Here is a 16,222-nt window from a genome sequence, read left to right on the forward strand (position 1 = left end):
GTCTCCTATGGGATCAACGGGGTGGCACTGCCGACAGGGTCGACGGACCAGTGGGACACCCGGGCCGGATTTGCCACGATGATGGTTTTCTCGGGACCGAGGCTTGGTCCCCCGGCCGGCATCGGCGTGACGGCCGTCACCAGCAGGGCACGGGCCGAGGCCGCCGGGGCGGTCGGCGCCTGCTGCGCGGTGTCCTGGGCCACGGGCTCACGATAAGCGGACGAAAGCGGCACAATCCGGAACGACCGGAACGAAACACGCTTGCACCTCACGTGGCGTGAGGAGCCACCGTGGACCGCGTACCGAGAAAGGAGCGGAAGTGAGCTACTCCGTGGGACAGGTCGCCGGATTCGCCGGAGTGACGGTGCGCACCCTGCACCACTACGACGACATCGGCCTGCTCGTCCCGGGCGAGCGCAGCCACGCGGGCCACCGGCGCTACGGCGACGCGGACCTCGACCGGTTGCAGCAGATCCTGTTCTACCGGGAGCTCGGCTTCCCGCTCGAGGAGGTCGCGGCCCTGCTCGACGACCCGGAGGCGGACCCGGGCGCACATCTGCGCCGCCGGCACGAGCTGCTGACCGCCCGGATCGAGAAGCTGAGGAAGATGGCCGAGGCCGTGGAGCACGCCATGGAGGCACGCAGGATGGGTATCAACCTCACTCCGCAGGAGCGGTTCGAGGTCTTCGGCGACCACGACCCCGAGCAGTACGCCGACGAGGTCCGGCGGCGCTGGGGCGGCACCGAGGCCTACCGGCAGTCCCAGCGCCGTACCGCCTCGTACACCAAGGAGGAGTTCAAGCGGCTCACCGAGGAGCAGGACGCGATCCACCGGCGCATGGCGGCGCTGCTCGACGCGGGCATGCCGGCCGACTCCGAGGCCGCCATGGACGTGGCCGAGGACCACCGCCGGTTCATCTCCGGCAGCTACTACGACTGCGCGCACGAGATGCACACCTGTTTGGCGGAGATGTACGTCACCGATCCACGCTTCACCGCGACCTACGAGAACATCCGGCCGGGCCTGGCCGCGTACCTGCGCGAGGCGATCCTCGCCAACGCGGCGCGGCACACGGCGTAGGGGTCCGGGTCCGGGTCCCGGCACCCGGACCCGGCACCCGGACCGTCGATGTGCACGGCGCACGGCTCGGCGCGAGCGGACCGCGCAGGGCCATCCCCCGGACGCTTGTGGAACCTTGGGCGTATACCTTGCGTTGGTACTTTGTGCGGCAGTGACACCGAGGCCGTGCCTCGGCACCTCGACGCCGCCTCTTCCCACCCCGTCAGGAGCCCGGAACCGTGATGACGCTTGCCCTCGGCCCGAGCTGGCTGGATCCGAACCACCTGCTCAACTCGTTCGGTATCTGGGGCCTGCTCCTCATCGTCTTCGCCGAGTCGGGTCTGCTCATCGGCTTCTTCCTCCCGGGTGACTCCCTGCTGTTCACCTGCGGTCTGCTGATCACGTCGAACCAGCTGGACTTCCCGCTGTGGGGCGCCATCGCCCTCATCTGCCTCGCCGCGATCCTTGGCGACCAGGCGGGCTACATGTTCGGCAAGAAGGTCGGCCCGTCGCTCTTCAACCGGCCCGACTCCCGGCTGTTCAAGCAGGAGAACGTCACCAAGGCGCACGAGTTCTTCGAGAAGTACGGCCCGAAGTCGCTGGTCCTGGCCCGCTTCGTGCCCATCGTGCGCACGTTCACGCCGATCATCGCGGGCGTCAGCGGTATGCGGTACCGCTCGTTCCTGGTCTTCAACGTCATCGGCGGCGTGCTGTGGGGCGCGGGCGTGACGCTCCTCGGCTCCTGGCTGGGCAACATCTCCGTGGTCAAGAACAACGTCGAGGCGATCCTCATCCTGATCGTCTTCGTGTCGGTGGTCCCGATCATCATCGAGTTCCTGCGGGCCCGCTCCAAGGAGAAGAACGCCCCCGAGGAGCCGGCCGCCCCCGTCCAGCAGCCCGCCGCCCCGTACCAGCCGCAGCACCCGCAGCAGTTCCAGCAGCCGGTCATGGACGACGCCACGACCCGCCTGCGCAGCATCGAGCCGCCGCACCAGTACGGCGACCAGAACCACGCCCCGCGGGAGCAGCAGCAGTACGGCTACGACCAGCAGTACGCGCAGCAGTACCCGCAGCAGCAGCCGTCCCCCCAGCAGCAGTACCCGCAGCAGCAGTACCCCCAGCAGCAGTACCCCCCGCAGCCCTACGGCGAGCCGCAGGGCCAGTACGAGCAGGGCCAGTACGACCAGAACCCGCCGCAGTACCCGGACAACGGCGGCTACTACCGCGCCCCGTAGGGCGTTCGCCGGTCGGATCCGCGGGTCAGAACCCGCGGGTCCGCTTCGCGGCCCGGCGCCCCGCGGCGGAGGCGGCGCCCGGCACCTTGAGGAACAGCCGGGAGATCTCCGAGCCGAGGTTCACCCCGATCGCGATGGCCATGGCGAGGGACACCGCCTTGGCCAGTGACACCAGCCCCTTGTCGACGTGGTTCTGCGCGATCGACAGCAGCCCGAAGTACGTCGCCGATCCCGGGAGCAGCGGCCCGATCGCGGCGGTCGTGTACGGCAGCGCGGACGCGAACCGGTAGCGGGACAGCAACTGCCCGAACAGGCCCACCAGGCCCGCCGCCACGGCCGTGGACGCCACCGGCGAGATGTTGCCGACGTCGTGCATGGCGCCGTACACCGACCATGCGACACCGCCGTTGAGCGTCACCAGGAGCACGGTGGACCGCTCCTGCTGCAACAGCACGGCGAAGGTCAGCGACAGCAGCATCGCCGCGACGATCTGGAGCACCGGCCGCCGGCTCATGGCGAGCGCGGCGTCCGGGTCGAGCGCCGCGCCCAGCTTCACCCCGAAGTACAGGACCAGCAGCACGCCGGTGACGATGCCGACGAAGAAGTACATGACCTCCAGCAGGCGCGCGGAGGCGGTGATGTAGAAGCCGGTCAGCCCGTCCTGCACCCCCGCCACCAGCGCCCGCCCCGGCAGCAGCGCGAACAGTCCACCGGTGATCACGGCGGACGCCTTCACGTCGACGTGCGCCACGGTGAGCGCGATGCCGAGCGCGGCCGGCGGCATCGCGGCGACCGTGAACTGGTAGAACTCCGGCAGCCCGCGCCCCGCGCACAGCCACGCCAGCCGGTCGCCGAGCACCGCGCCGAGCGCCGCGGCCACGAAGACGATCAGGTCGCCGCCGACCAGGACGGAGGCCGTGCCCGCCAGCAGCCCGGCGGCCGCGGTCAGTGCCCAGCCGGGGTAGGGGTGCCGGTTGCGGCGGATCTCCGCCAGCCGCCGGTAGGCCTCCTCCAGGGAGAGGTGGTTCTCCGGATCGCTGAGGTCGTCGACGAGCCGGAAGACGGCCGCCAGACGTGTGTAGTCGGTGCCCCGGCGGCGTACGGTCCTCGACGCCGTCACGGGATCGTCGACCAGGGACGGCTGGTGGGAGATCGAGAGCAGGGTGAAGGTGACGTTCGGCTCGCAGCGGTCCAGGCCGTAGGAACGGCAGACCGCGAACATCGCCGCCTCCACGTCCTCGGCGCCCTCACCGCCCGCGAGCAGCAGCTCGCCGATACGCAGGGTGAGGTCGAGCACGCGCGGGACGGCGGGGCCGCCCTCCTCCGCCTTATGCACCGGTTCCGGCGCCGGCCGGTCGGCCACCGGCATGCGCAGCATGGTGCGCATCCGGTCCTGCCAGGGGACGTCCGTGGGCAGGTTGATCGCCGGGACGCCACCCGCCGGCGTGAAGGCGGGCGGGCCCTGCCGGGCGCTGTAGGTGCGCGGCGGGCTGAACGCGGACCCCTCCGGTTCCCCGGCGGGCGGCGCCGCGACGTCGAGCCCGTCCGGCACGGCGAACTCGGACGTGGTCGTGGCCTCCGGCTCGGTCCCCGTCCTGGGCGCCGTCAGCCCCTTGGGCACGGCGAACTCGGATGTTGTGGACGACTCGCCGTCGACCGCCGGTACCACCGGGATCACCTGGGTCTGCGTCGTCGAGGGCCCGGCGGGAACCCTGAACGCGCTCCGCGCCTCGTCCGACTGCGGCTTGCGGTCCTCCGCGTCCGTCACTGAGTGATGCTCCCTGAACGACACCTTCCGTCTGAGTCAGTATGCGCAGACGGAGGTACCGGAACGCGAACGGCCGCACCGTCCCCGTGGGGACGGTGCGGCCCGTGGGAGGCGCGGGGCTCAGTGACCGCCGTGCTCCTGGAAACGCTTGATGGAACGCTCGATCTCCGCCTCGGCGTCGGTGCGTCCCACCCAGTCGGCGCCCTCGACGGACTTGCCGGGCTCCAGGTCCTTGTAGACCTCGAAGAAGTGCTGGATCTCCAGGCGGTCGAACTCCGACACGTGGTGGATGTCCCTCAGGTGCTCCACGCGCGGGTCGGACGCCGGGACGCACAGCAGCTTGTCGTCGCCGCCGGCCTCGTCGGTCATCCGGAACATGCCGATCGCGCGGCACTTGATGAGGCAGCCGGGGAAGGTCGGCTCGTCCAGGATGACCAGCGCGTCCAGCGGGTCGCCGTCCTCGCCGAGGGTGTTCTCGACGAAGCCGTAGTCGGCCGGGTAGCTGGTCGAGGTGAAGAGTCGACGGTCCAGGCGGATCCGACCGGTCTCGTGGTCCACCTCGTACTTGTTCCGCGAACCCTTCGGGATCTCGATCGTGACGTCGAACTCCACCGGTGGCTCCTCCATGATCAGCACATAGTTCTGGTGGTTAAGTGTCCCTCACGCAGGTGTGTGATCGCGAAAGGGGCTGGTGGTCGTGCCGGAGCTGAGAGCCTGGCGGGCCGCGAGACCGCGCCTGGCCCGTCTCGTACGGGCCGCACGGCCGCGGCTCGTACGGACCGCGCAGGCCGTGAAACCGCGGGTCGCGCGGCTCGCGGGGGCCGCAGGATCGCGGCTCGCGAAGCCGATGACCTGGCAGTACACCGCGGGTGCCGCCACGGCCGGGCTGGTGTTCGCCGCCGGTGCGGTGACCGCCGCCGGGCCCTGGGACTCCTCCGGCCAGCGTACGGCCGAGCGGGACCGCGCCGCGGCGCTGGGACGCACGGGTGGCGCAGATCACGGTCGCCGGACCGACAAGTCGGATCCGTCGCGTACGTCGGATGCGTCCGGGTCCGCGTCCGACGGCGGGGCGCGGCCCGCGCCCAGCGCCGCGCCGGTGCTGGTGGGCCTCGGCGGTGCCGGCGACCCGGCACGGCCGGCGTCGGACGCCTCGGCCGTCGCGGCCGCCCTGGACCCGCTGCTGCGGGACTCCGCCCTCGGCACCCACCACGCCGCGGCCGTCCTCGACGTCACCACCGGCGAGCGGCTCTACGGCCAGGGCGTCGGCGACCCGCTCGTCCCCGCCTCCACCACCAAGATCGCCACCGCCGTTGCCGCGCTGTCCGCCCTCGGCGCCGACCACCGGCTCACCACCCGCGCCGCCCTGGAGCCCGGCACCGGGAAACTCGTCCTGATCGGGGGCGGCGACCCCACGCTCACCGCCCGCGAGGACGCCGGGAACCTGGCGAGCCTGCGCACCCTCGCCGCCGACACGGCGACCGCGCTGGCCGAGCGGCACGTGACCGAGGTGACGCTCTTCCACGACACCACCCTGTACGCCGGCACCCTCCTGCACCCCATCGGCGTGAACGACAACCTCGCCCCGGTCAGCGCCCTGATGGCCGACGAGGGCCGCACCGACGGCTCCACCAGCGGACCGGCCCCGCGCGTGGCGGACCCGGCGGCGGACGTGGCCCGCGCCTTCGCCGACCTGCTGTCCGGGCACGGCATCCGGACCACGGTCGCCGGTCCCGCCAAGGCGACCGGCCGGGCGGAGACCCTGGCCACCGTCTCCTCGCCCCCGCTGTCCGAGCTGGTCGAACGGATGCTCACCAACAGCGACAACGACCTCGCCGAGGCCCTGGCCCGCCAGACGGCCGCCGCGACGGGCGGGCGTACGGACTTCGACGGGGGCGCCGCCGCGATCGCCGCCCAGCTGAAGAGGCTCGGCCTGCCCCTGACGGGCGCCGCCTTCCACGACGGCAGCGGACTCGACCGCACCGACCGGCTCACCGCGGACCTGCTCACGGCCCTGCTGGCCAAGGCGGCCGACCCGGCCGACCCCGGGCTCCGCCCCGTCCTCACCGGCCTCCCGATCGCCGGTTTCACCGGCACCCTGAGCAGCCGTTACGCGGACGGCGCGGCAGGGCTCGTACGGGCGAAGACGGGCACGCTGACGGGCATCAACACCCTCGCGGGCACGGTCGTCGCGCACAACGGCCACCTGCTGGCCTTCGCCTTCCTCGCGGAGAACACCACCGGCCCGGACGCGGCCCAGTCGGCCCTCGACCACGCGGCCACGACCCTGGCGACCTGCGCCTGCGGCTGACCACTCACCCGCCACCGCAGCCCGACCGGTCCTCGTCGGGCTGCGCCCCGGCCGCGCACGGCCCCGCGGACTGCGACCGCCCGGGGAGCGCGGTGCCTCCTGCCGCCATGGCCGGTGTGCGACGGCGGGCGGGCCCCGGCAGTCACGGACGGACCGAAGGGCGACTCGGTGCCCCCTGACCACGGTCGGAACAAAAAGGGCACCACCCACCCAGCGTCACGGCCTGCCCGGAGTGGCGGCGCTCACGTACCGTTGACACATGACGAGCATCGGTGGTGCGGCAAGTCCCGGGATGGTCGACTGGAATCTCGCGGTCGCGACCGCGACCCGGCTGGTGCGGCCGGGTCCCGAGGTGAGCCGGGACGAGGCCCGGGCCGTGGTCGCGGAACTGCGCCGGCACGCCAAGGCGTCCGAGGGGCACGTGCGCGGCTTCACCCGTCTGGGCACCCGCGAGGCCCACGACACTCCCGTACTCGTGGTCGACCGCCCCGGCTGGGTCCGCGCGAACGTCGCCGGGTTCCGCGAGATCCTCAAACCGCTCCTGGACAAGATGCAGGAGCGGCGCGGCGGCGGCCCGGGCGGCGCGGTCCTCGGCGCCGTCGGAGGCAAGGTCACCGGCGTGGAGCTGGGGATGCTGCTGTCCTTCCTCGCCTCCCGCGTCCTCGGCCAGTACGAGACCTTCGCCCCCGCCACCCGCGACCTGCCGGCCGGCGGTCCCCCCGACTCCTCCGGTGGCGGCGGCCGGCTGCTGCTCGTCGCACCCAACATCGTCCACGTCGAGCGCGAACTCGATGTCGACCCCCACGACTTCCGCCTGTGGGTGTGCCTGCACGAGGAGACGCACCGTACGCAGTTCACCGCCGTGCCCTGGCTGCGCGACCACATCGAGGGCGAGATCCAGTCCTTCCTGGCGGAGACGGACGTCGACCCCATGGCGTTCCTGGAGCGCATCCGGGAGGCCGCCCAGTCGCTGGCCGGCGGCCGCCCCGAGGGCGAGGAGGACGACGGCGGCCACTCCCTGGTCGAGATGATCCAGAGCCCGGCCCAGCGCGAGATCCTCGGCCGCCTCACCGCCGTGATGTCCCTCCTGGAGGGCCACGCCGACTACGTGATGGACGGTGTCGGACCGGACGTCGTGGCGTCCGTGGCGGAGATCCGCGAGAAGTTCCAGCAGCGCCGCGCCAAGGGCGCCTCCCGCCTGGACATGGCCCTGCGCAAGCTGCTCGGCCTGGACGCCAAGCTGCGCCAGTACCGCGACGGCGAGCGGTTCGTGCGCGCGGTCGTCGAGCAGGTCGGCATGGACGGCTTCAACCGGGTGTGGACCTCCCCCAACACCCTCCCCACCAAGGCGGAGATCTCCAAGCCGGCGGACTGGATCGCCCGGGTGCACCGCAGGGCCGAACCGTGACCATGGGTGCGACGGCCCGGGCGACGGCCGGGAAACCGGCCCCGGTCTACGGCAGGCGAACGCCACTTCAATCACTCGTCCGAGGGACCGTGCGCCATGCGTAGGCGTGCAATGCTCAGGGAACGGCCCGCTTCTGTCACCATCAACGCACTCTGAGTGACCGATCTCGGGTTCACTCCCCGAAGACTCCGTGAAGGGAACCGGACATGGGTCCCCATCCTGCGGTCGCGGCGATACGCCTGGCGGTACGCCGCGTCCTCCACGACATCCTCGACGAACAGCTCCTGTCCCACCCCGCGCCGGCGACCGCGCCCGCCCGGTCGGGCCCCCTGGGCGCGCGGCCCCCCGGGCCGCCACCACCGCACGGCGCGTCGACTCCGGGCCTCCTCCCGGCGGCCGCCCCACGGGCCTCCCACGGCTTGTCGGCCCCACAGGCCCCCCAGGGCACGTCGGTCTCGCAGGCCCCGCCGGCCTCGCCTGCCGCACAGGACACACCAGCCGCCCCCCACGAGCGTCCGCCGTCGCCGCTCGTGCTCGTGGCCTGCTCCGGCGGCGCCGACTCCATGGCGCTCGCCTCCGCCCTCGCCTTCGAAGCGCCCAAGCTCGGCGTCCGGGCCGGCGGCGTCACCGTCGACCACGGACTGCAGGCCGGCTCCGACCTGCGCGCCGACGAGGTCGCCCAGCGGCTGCGGGCACTCGGCCTCGACCCGGTCGAGGCCGTCGCCGTCACCGTCGGCCGCGGCGGCGGTCCGGAAGCCGCCGCGCGCGAGGCCCGCTACGCCGCCCTCGACGCCGCCGCCGAGCGCCACGGCGCCCACGCCGTCCTGCTCGGCCACACCCGCGACGACCAGGCCGAGACGGTGCTCCTCGGCCTCGCCCGCGGTTCCGGCATCCGCTCCCTGTCGGGAATGGCCGCGGTCTCGGGGGCCGGCGGCCGTTACCGCCGCCCCTTCCTGCACGTCGACCGGCAGACCGCCCGCAAGGCCTGCATGGTCCAGTCCCTGCCCGTCTGGGACGACCCGCACAACGCCGACCCGGCCTACACCCGCTCCCGGCTGCGCCACGAGGGCCTCCCGGCCCTGGAGAAGGCCCTCGGCAAGGGCGTCGTGGAGGCCCTCGCCCGTACCGCCCAGCTCTCCCGCGACGACGCCGACGCCCTCGACGCCTGGGCCGGCCAGGCCGAGGCCACCGTCCGCGACGACGCCGGCCGTCTGGAGTGCGCCAAGCTGTACGCCCTGCCCCCCGCCGTGCGCCGCCGCATCCTGCGCCGTGCCGCCATCGACGCCGGTGCTCCGGCCGGGTCGTTGTTCGCCCGGCACATCGAGGAAGTCGACCGGCTGATCACCGGTTGGCGCGGCCAGAAGGCCATCAACCTCCCCGGCAGGGTCGTCGCCCAGCGGCAGGGTGGCAGACTGGTGATTCGGCAAGGCTGAATCGGGACCCTCCCGCCGGCCCGCTGACGCGGAGTCCGGAGGAGGGCCGTCAACGCCGGTGAGACGACCGAAAGTGATGCGGGTGGACGCGAAAGACATGGGTGCCGACCTCGAGAGGGTGCTCATCACCAAGGAAGAGATCGACGCGAAGCTGGCCGAGCTGGCCGCGAAGATCGACGCGGAGTACGCGGGCAAGGACCTGCTGATCGTCGGCGTCCTCAAGGGCGCGGTGATGGTCATGGCGGACCTCGCCCGGGCGCTGTCCACCCCCCTCACCATGGACTGGATGGCCGTGTCGTCCTACGGCGCGGGCACCCAGTCCTCCGGCGTCGTGCGGATCCTCAAGGACCTCGACACCGACATCAAGGGCAGGCACGTCCTGATCGTCGAGGACATCATCGACTCCGGCCTGACCCTGTCCTGGCTGATCTCCAACCTCGGCTCCCGGGAGCCCGCCTCGCTGAAGGTGTGCACGCTGCTGCGCAAGCCCGAGGCCGCGAAGGTCGCCATCGACGTGGAGTGGGTCGGTTTCGACATCCCCAACGAGTTCGTCGTCGGCTATGGCCTGGACTACGCCGAGAAGTACCGGAACCTGCCGTTCGTCGGTACGCTCGCTCCCCACGTCTACGGCGGCTGACCCCGAAGGGCTCAAGCGCCGTAGGTGATCGGGAACCCCGGCGGCACCGGAGCCGTTGAGGAAGCAGACGGGTACGTCGGCCCTCGCGGTGCGGCTTCGAGTACTGATGCTGGGGTACCGTCAGAAGAACTGTCTTATCAAACTCACTGTGGCAGGAGGGACGGGGCGGCATCGCTCCGTATGGATGGACGTGAAGCGATACTTCCGTGGGCCGGTCATGTGGATCGTGCTGGCCGTCCTTGCCGTGGTCGTGTTGATGAATGTCGTCGGTCAGTCCGGCGGCTACAAGACGGTGGACACGGGCAAGGTCGTAGCGGCGATCAATGACAACAGGGTCCAGCAGGCCAAGCTGACCACGGGCGACGAGCAGACCATCAAGGTCGAACTCAAGGGCGGCCAGAAGGTCGACGGCAGCTCGAAGATCCAGGCGAGCTACATCGGCGACCAGGGCGTGACCATCGCCAACACGCTGCAGACCAAGTACCAGGACAAGCAGATCCCGAAGGGCTACACGGTCTCGCCGTCGAAGCAGAGCCCCTTCGTCGGCATCCTGCTCTCCCTGCTCCCCTTTGTTCTCATCGTGGTCGTCTTCCTGTTCCTGATGAACCAGATGCAGGGCGGCGGCTCCCGGGTGATGAACTTCGGCAAGTCCAAGGCCAAGCTCATCACCAAGGACACCCCGAAGACGACGTTCGCCGACGTGGCGGGCGCGGACGAGGCGGTCGAGGAGCTCCACGAGATCAAGGAGTTCCTCCAGGAGCCGGCCAAGTTCCAGGCCGTCGGGGCGAAGATCCCCAAGGGCGTGCTGCTCTACGGTCCGCCCGGCACCGGCAAGACCCTGCTCGCGCGTGCCGTCGCGGGCGAGGCCGGCGTCCCGTTCTACTCGATCTCCGGTTCCGACTTCGTCGAGATGTTCGTCGGCGTCGGCGCCTCCCGCGTCCGCGACCTGTTCGAGCAGGCCAAGGCGAACGCGCCGGCGATCGTCTTCGTCGACGAGATCGACGCGGTCGGCCGCCACCGCGGCGCCGGCCTCGGCGGCGGTCACGACGAGCGCGAGCAGACGCTGAACCAGCTGCTGGTCGAGATGGACGGCTTCGACGTCAAGGGCGGCGTGATCCTGATCGCGGCCACCAACCGGCCCGACATCCTCGACCCGGCGCTGCTGCGTCCGGGCCGCTTCGACCGCCAGATCGCCGTGGACCGCCCCGACATGCAGGGCCGTCTGGAGATCCTCAAGGTCCACCAGAAGGGCAAGCCGGTCGCGCCCGACGTCGACCTGTCCGCCGTCGCCCGCCGCACTCCCGGCTTCACGGGTGCCGATCTGTCCAACGTCCTGAACGAGGCCGCGCTGCTCACGGCCCGCAGCGACCAGAAGCTGATCGACAACCACATGCTGGACGAGGCGATCGACCGCGTGGTCGCCGGCCCGCAGAAGCGGACCCGGATCATGTCGGACAAGGAGAAGAAGATCACCGCGTACCACGAGGGCGGTCACGCCCTGGTCGCGGCGGCCTCGCCGAACTCCGACCCGGTCCACAAGATCACGATCCTGTCCCGCGGCCGCGCCCTCGGCTACACGATGGTGCTGCCCGACGAGGACAAGTACTCCACGACCCGCAACGAGATGCTGGACCAGCTCGCCTACATGCTGGGCGGTCGTGCGGCCGAGGAGCTGGTCTTCCACGACCCGACCACGGGCGCGGCGAACGACATCGAGAAGGCCACCGCCACGGCCCGCGCGATGGTCACCCAGTACGGCATGACCGAGCGGCTGGGCGCGATCAAGTTCGGCGGCGACAACACCGAGCCGTTCCTCGGACGTGAGATGGCTCACCAGCGCGACTACTCGGAAGAGGTCGCCGCGCTGGTGGACGAGGAAGTCAAGAAGCTCATCGAGAACGCGCACAACGAGGCCTGGGAGATCCTGGTCGAGAACCGCGACGTCCTCGACAACCTCGTCCTGGCCCTGCTGGAGAAGGAGACCCTGGGCAAGGAGGAGATCGCCGAGGTCTTCGCCCAGATCGTCAAGCGGCCGCCGCGGCCCGCCTGGACCGGCTCCTCCCGCCGGACCCCGTCCACCCGTCCGCCGGTGCTCTCCCCGAAGGAGCTCGCGCTGACGAACGGAGCCAACGGCTCGACGGCGGCGATCAGCACCGTCAAGTCCACGGCGACGGAGCCCGCCCCGGCCACGGAGCAGGTGCCGGAGGACCGTCCGGACAACTGACCGGAGCCCGCGCCGGGCCCCACCGGCCCCGGAATGCATGCCGCGTCCCCCAGGTTCTAGCCTGGGGGACGCGGCATTTCGCATGTCCGCAGATCAGACACACAGGAACGAGGCTTCACATGACCGACCCGGTGACGCTGGACGGCGAGGGCTTCCTCGGCGAGTTCGACGAGAAGCGCGCCGAGAACGCCGTGCGCGAACTCCTCATCGCGGTCGGCGAGGACCCGGACCGTGAAGGCCTGCGGGAGACACCGGCGCGGGTGGCCCGGGCGTACAAGGAGATATTCGCGGGACTGTGGCAGCAGCCCGAGGACGTGCTGACGACGACGTTCGACCTGGGTCACGACGAGATGGTGCTGGTCAAGGACATCGAGGTGTTCTCGACCTGCGAGCACCACCTCGTCCCGTTCCGCGGTGTCGCGCACGTCGGCTACATCCCGTCCACCAGCGGGAAGATCACGGGGCTTTCGAAGCTGGCCCGGCTCGTGGACGTCTACGCCCGCCGCCCGCAGGTGCAGGAGCGGCTCACCACCCAGATCGCGGACTCGCTGATGGAGATCCTGGAGCCGCGCGGAGTGATCGTCGTGGTGGAGTGCGAGCACATGTGCATGTCGATGCGGGGCATCCGCAAGCCCGGCGCGAAGACCATCACGTCGGCGGTGCGCGGTCAACTGCGGGACGCGGCTACGCGCAACGAGGCGATGAGCCTCATCATGGCGCGCTGAGGCGGACGGCCGGGCGACACCGGTGTCGCCCGGCCGCGCCCGCCCGTTCACCTGCCGGGGCCGCCGGCCGGCTCATGCCGTCGGTTCCGTCCCCGGCGGGTTCTGGTCGTCGTCCTCCGGGAGCTTGCAGACTCGTTCGAGGAACAGGGCGGCCGCTATCACCGCGATGCCGGCGAGGACGGAGAAGCCCGCGTAGACGGCCTGGTCGCGGCGGGCCGGGATGTCGAGGAGCTCCAGCAGGGCGACGCCCGTGCCGCCGTACATGCCGGCGACGAGGGCGGCGACCAGGGCGCTGGCCTGACCGAAGACGACCGCGCGGGCGGCCATCATGGGGTCGACGCCCTTCGCGCCGGGCCGGCGCTCGCGCTGGGCCTTCAGCCGGGCCCGCAGTGAGAGCGCCGTGGACATCAGGACCGCGGCGATCAGGGCGAGGACGATGGGGGCGGCCAGCGGGACGCCGGGGAGCGACCCCACCGCGTTCCACAGGCGGGCGCCCGCCCAGGACAGCACTCCGGCGACGACGAACACGCCCGCCAGCACCCTGATGCGCAGCTCTCTCACGGTGTCCCTTCAGCTCCCCCGGACCGAGGCGGGTCGCAGACCTTGCGTCTCCCTGACCTTAACGACTACTCGGGCAGCCGGAGTTCCAGGTCCGCCCGGGGCTCGACGCCCTCCCGGGTGAGCGCGGTCAGCAGGTCGGCCACCGCGCCCCGGCCCGGCAGCTGTGCGTCCGGGTCCACGTCGTGCCACGGGGCGAGGACGAAGGCGCGCTCGTGGGCGCGCGGGTGAGGGAGTGTGAGGAGCGGGTCGTCCGAGACGGTCTCCGCGTAGGCGACGATGTCCACGTCGATGGTGCGCGGCCCCCAGCGCTCGTCGCGGACCCGGTTGAAGGCCTCCTCGACGGCGTGGGCGCGCTCCAGCAGGGAGGACGGCGGGAGCGTGGTCTTCAGGACCACCACCGCGTTGAAGTACGACGGCTGGGTGCCGGGCTCGACGCCCCAGGGTTCCGTCTCGTAGACGGGGGAGACGGCCTTGACGCGGACGCCGGGGGTGTCCTCCAGGGCGTCCACGGCGCCCTGGAGGGTCTCCAGGCGGTTGCCGAGGTTGGCGCCGATGGAGATCACGGCTCGCTTGGGGTTCTGCAGCGTGGTGTCCGCGGCGTCGACCTTCTCGACGACCGAGGCGGGCACCGGCTGGACGGTCGGGTCGCTGGTCCCTTTGGTGAAAGGCGCGTTCATACTCGGCTCCGGGTGATGGTGACGGTCACGTCGTCGAAGGGAACGGTGATCGGGGCGTCCGGCTTGTGGACGCAGACCTCGACCTCCAGAACCCCGCCGTGCTTCAGACAGACCTGGGCGATGCGCTCGGCGAGCGTCTCGATGAGGTTCACGGGCTCGCCCTCCACCACGGCCACGACCTCCTCGGCCACAATGCCGTAGTGGACGGTCTTCGCCAGGTCGTCGTCGGCCGCGGCCGGCCGGGTGTCGACTCCCAGGACGACGTCCACGAGGAAGGTCTGGCCCTCCTCGCGTTCCTTGGGGAACACACCGTGGTGCCCGCGAGCCCTCAGGCCGCGCAGCGCGACACGATCCACGCGAATCACTCCTGCAATCGTCGGCGGCGACCGGTCCCTGCCGCGCGCGGGCGGCACACCGGCCTGGCACGAATCTACCTGCGGCCACTGACGAGGCCGGGCCGCGGGGAGGCGGGGCGAGCCGGGACCGGCAGGTTTCATCGTGTGTTTCCCCTGGGGAAGCCGGTTGCTCACGGAGCGGTGGGCGGGGCTTTTCCCGAATTTCCCGAAGTCCGTGATTCCGGCCACGCGGCGTTCCCGCCCAGGCGCCTACCCACTCAGGCCGGTGTGTCGTCCTCCTCGGCACCGTCGTTCTCGGCCAGAACGGGGGAGGCGTGGTGGGACCAGAGCTTCCAGCCGAGATCCGTGCGCCGGAACACGTTGGTGGCGACGACGAGCTGTCCCACCAGCGGGCCGAGCTCGCCGCCGGACGCGGGGGCGGGACCGCCGCTGAGGATGTTCTCGGTGCAGGTCACCAGGGCGGTGTCGCCGGTCACCGAGACGTGCACGTCGGTGAGGAAGAACTGGATGTAGTCGGTGTTCGCCATGATCAGCGCGTAGGAGCGCAGCACTTCGCCGCGTCCGGTGAGCGCCGGCCAGCCGGGGTGCACGCAGGAGACCACGCCGGTGTCGGCCGGGTCGTGGTACTCCTCGTCGACGCCCAGGTCGGCGGGAGTGAGCCAGAGCGCGGACAGCTCCTCGAAGTCACCCCGCTCCAGAGCCTCGTAGTAGGCGGTGTTGGCGGTCTCCACCTGCTCGACGTCGGTGTGCGGCGCGCTCACCGGTCTCCTTCGGCGGGGCCGTGCGCACCGCGTCTGCCGTCCGCCGGCCCGCCGTCGCGGGGGTGCGCCCGGTCCGCGTCAGCGCTCGCGGGGGTGCGCGCCTGCTCCACGGCGCGGGCGACACGTACCGCGTCCGCCGTCGCGCGGACCTCGTGGACGCGCACGGCCCAGGCACCGGCGTGTGCGGCGAGGGCGGAGACGGCCGCGGTGGCGGCGTCGCGCTCGCGCGCGGGCGGGGGCGCGCCCTCCGGGCCGGCCAGCACCCGCCCGAGGAACCGCTTGCGGGAGGCGGCGACCAGCACGGGGTGGCCGAGCCCGCGCAGACGGTCGAGGTGGGCCAGGAGCGCGAGGTCGTGCTCGGTCTCCTTGGAGAAGCCGAGGCCGGGGTCGACGACGACGCGGTCGGCGGCGATCCCGCCCTCCAGGACCGCCTCCACGCGCGCGTGCAGTTCGTCGACGACCTCGGTGACGACGTCCTCGTACACCCCGCGGACGGCGCCGCCTTCCAGGAAGCCGCGCCAGTGCATCACGACGAAGGGGGCGCCCGCGTCCGCGACCACGGGGATCATGGCGGGGTCCGCGAGGCCGCCGCTGACGTCGTTGACCAAGGCGGCGCCGGCCGCGACCGCCTGCTCGGCGACGCGGGCGCGCATGGTGTCGACGGAGATGGTGACGCCCTCGGCGGCGAGGCCGCGCACCACGGGGACGACGCGTCGCAGTTCCTCGGCCTCGTCGACGCGGGTGGCGCCGGGCCGGGTGGACTCGCCGCCGACGTCGATCAGGTCCGCGCCCTGGGCGACCAGGTCCAGGCCGTGCTTGACGGCGATGGTAGTGTCGAACCAGCGGCCTCCGTCGGAGAAGGAGTCGGGAGTCACGTTCACGACCCCCATGACCGCGCACCGGCCCCAGGTCGGAAGGCCCGCCACGCGGCCGCGCCCGCTGAAGTTGCTCATGCGTTCAGCGTAGGCCCAGCCCCCGGCCGCCTCGTGCTGTGGCCCGGGGGGGAACCCCCCTTTTTTTGGGGGGGAGGGGGGTTCCTCCCAACCTGGTCCGGGTGCCTCCCCACGCC

The 16,222-nt window shown here is 71.7% G+C and carries 16 protein-coding genes; 8 read left to right on the plus strand and 8 right to left on the minus strand.

Annotated features, from left to right (window positions below):
* Positions 1–5 precede the first annotated feature (5 nt).
* Entirely contained in the window at positions 6–203 is a 198-nt protein-coding gene (locus tag ACTYVM_RS16520) for a hypothetical protein (RefSeq protein ID WP_445526596.1), read from the minus strand.
* A 116-nt stretch (positions 204–319) separates the two neighbouring features.
* Here ACTYVM_RS16520 and ACTYVM_RS16525 point away from each other — a divergent pair, with 116 nt between their 5' ends.
* The gene (locus tag ACTYVM_RS16525) at positions 320–1,081 is read left to right on the plus strand and encodes a MerR family transcriptional regulator (protein ID WP_445526597.1); all 762 of its coding nucleotides are present in this window, start codon (positions 320–322) and stop codon (positions 1,079–1,081) included.
* 221 nt (positions 1,082–1,302) lie between these two features.
* Positions 1,303–2,295 (plus strand): DedA family protein, encoded by a 993-nt coding sequence (locus ACTYVM_RS16530; protein WP_445526616.1) that lies wholly within the window; start codon positions 1,303–1,305, stop codon positions 2,293–2,295.
* A 25-nt stretch (positions 2,296–2,320) separates the two neighbouring features.
* Here ACTYVM_RS16530 and ACTYVM_RS16535 read toward each other — a convergent pair whose 3' ends face one another.
* A complete protein-coding gene (locus tag ACTYVM_RS16535) occupies positions 2,321–4,063 on the minus strand; it encodes a threonine/serine exporter family protein (RefSeq protein WP_445526598.1) in 1,743 nt (580 codons plus the stop codon).
* Positions 4,064–4,183: 120 nt separating this feature from the next.
* Entirely contained in the window at positions 4,184–4,675 is a 492-nt protein-coding gene (locus ACTYVM_RS16540) for an inorganic diphosphatase (RefSeq protein ID WP_141366388.1), read from the minus strand.
* Between the two features lie 79 nt (positions 4,676–4,754).
* Here ACTYVM_RS16540 and dacB point away from each other — a divergent pair, with 79 nt between their 5' ends.
* The 6 genes from dacB (at position 4,755) to folE (ending at position 12,798) form a co-directional block, all read left to right on the plus strand.
* A complete protein-coding gene (dacB, locus tag ACTYVM_RS16545; protein WP_445526599.1) occupies positions 4,755–6,371 on the plus strand; it encodes a D-alanyl-D-alanine carboxypeptidase/D-alanyl-D-alanine endopeptidase in 1,617 nt (538 codons plus the stop codon).
* A gap of 259 nt (positions 6,372–6,630) precedes the next feature.
* Positions 6,631–7,779: an Rv3626c family coenzyme F420 biosynthesis-associated protein gene (locus ACTYVM_RS16550; protein ID WP_445526600.1), complete on the plus strand. Its 1,149-nt coding sequence runs from the start codon at positions 6,631–6,633 to the stop codon at positions 7,777–7,779.
* A gap of 206 nt (positions 7,780–7,985) precedes the next feature.
* Entirely contained in the window at positions 7,986–9,212 is a 1,227-nt protein-coding gene (tilS, locus tag ACTYVM_RS16555) for a tRNA lysidine(34) synthetase TilS (protein WP_445526601.1), read from the plus strand.
* Positions 9,213–9,288: 76 nt separating this feature from the next.
* Positions 9,289–9,849, plus strand: coding sequence for a hypoxanthine phosphoribosyltransferase (gene hpt / locus ACTYVM_RS16560; protein WP_445526617.1), 561 nt, complete (start codon positions 9,289–9,291; stop codon positions 9,847–9,849).
* A 184-nt stretch (positions 9,850–10,033) separates the two neighbouring features.
* Positions 10,034–12,073, plus strand: coding sequence for an ATP-dependent zinc metalloprotease FtsH (gene ftsH, locus ACTYVM_RS16565; RefSeq protein WP_445526602.1), 2,040 nt, complete (start codon positions 10,034–10,036; stop codon positions 12,071–12,073).
* A gap of 119 nt (positions 12,074–12,192) precedes the next feature.
* Positions 12,193–12,798 (plus strand): GTP cyclohydrolase I FolE, encoded by a 606-nt coding sequence (gene folE, locus ACTYVM_RS16570; RefSeq protein WP_225076908.1) that lies wholly within the window; start codon positions 12,193–12,195, stop codon positions 12,796–12,798.
* A 72-nt stretch (positions 12,799–12,870) separates the two neighbouring features.
* On the opposite strand, the gene ACTYVM_RS16575 is transcribed toward folE, so the two are convergent.
* From ACTYVM_RS16575 to folP, 5 genes are all read right to left on the minus strand, one after another.
* Positions 12,871–13,359, minus strand: a complete 489-nt coding sequence (locus tag ACTYVM_RS16575) for a DUF3180 domain-containing protein (RefSeq protein WP_445526603.1) — start codon at positions 13,357–13,359, stop codon at positions 12,871–12,873.
* A gap of 65 nt (positions 13,360–13,424) precedes the next feature.
* Positions 13,425–14,036, minus strand: a complete 612-nt coding sequence (gene folK, locus ACTYVM_RS16580) for a 2-amino-4-hydroxy-6-hydroxymethyldihydropteridine diphosphokinase (RefSeq protein ID WP_445526604.1) — start codon at positions 14,034–14,036, stop codon at positions 13,425–13,427.
* Positions 14,033–14,392 (minus strand): dihydroneopterin aldolase, encoded by a 360-nt coding sequence (gene folB, locus ACTYVM_RS16585; RefSeq protein ID WP_445526605.1) that lies wholly within the window; start codon positions 14,390–14,392, stop codon positions 14,033–14,035. The genes folK and folB overlap by 4 nt, the downstream gene beginning before the upstream one ends.
* A gap of 257 nt (positions 14,393–14,649) precedes the next feature.
* Positions 14,650–15,153, minus strand: coding sequence for a nuclear transport factor 2 family protein (locus ACTYVM_RS16590; RefSeq protein ID WP_445526606.1), 504 nt, complete (start codon positions 15,151–15,153; stop codon positions 14,650–14,652).
* Positions 15,150–16,106: a dihydropteroate synthase gene (folP, locus tag ACTYVM_RS16595; RefSeq protein WP_445526607.1), complete on the minus strand. Its 957-nt coding sequence runs from the start codon at positions 16,104–16,106 to the stop codon at positions 15,150–15,152. Before folP ends, ACTYVM_RS16590 begins: the two co-directional genes overlap by 4 nt.
* Positions 16,107–16,222: the final 116 nt, after the last annotated feature.

It is taken from the genome of Streptomyces cyslabdanicus (assembly GCF_052663305.1).

Excerpts from the sequence above, each read along its gene's own strand:
- ACTYVM_RS16550 (WP_445526600.1), top strand. The coding sequence starts at position 6,631 with ATGACGAGCATCGGTGGTGCGGCAAGTCCCGGGATGGTCGACTGGAAT.
- folP (WP_445526607.1), bottom strand. The coding sequence starts at position 16,106 with ATGAGCAACTTCAGCGGGCGCGGCCGCGTGGCGGGCCTTCCGACCTGG.
- ftsH (WP_445526602.1), top strand. The coding sequence starts at position 10,034 with ATGGACGTGAAGCGATACTTCCGTGGGCCGGTCATGTGGATCGTGCTG.
- folK (WP_445526604.1), bottom strand. The coding sequence starts at position 14,036 with ATGAACGCGCCTTTCACCAAAGGGACCAGCGACCCGACCGTCCAGCCG.
- ACTYVM_RS16530 (WP_445526616.1), top strand. The coding sequence starts at position 1,303 with ATGACGCTTGCCCTCGGCCCGAGCTGGCTGGATCCGAACCACCTGCTC.
- hpt (WP_445526617.1), top strand. The coding sequence starts at position 9,289 with ATGCGGGTGGACGCGAAAGACATGGGTGCCGACCTCGAGAGGGTGCTC.
- tilS (WP_445526601.1), top strand. The coding sequence starts at position 7,986 with ATGGGTCCCCATCCTGCGGTCGCGGCGATACGCCTGGCGGTACGCCGC.
- folE (WP_225076908.1), top strand. The coding sequence starts at position 12,193 with ATGACCGACCCGGTGACGCTGGACGGCGAGGGCTTCCTCGGCGAGTTC.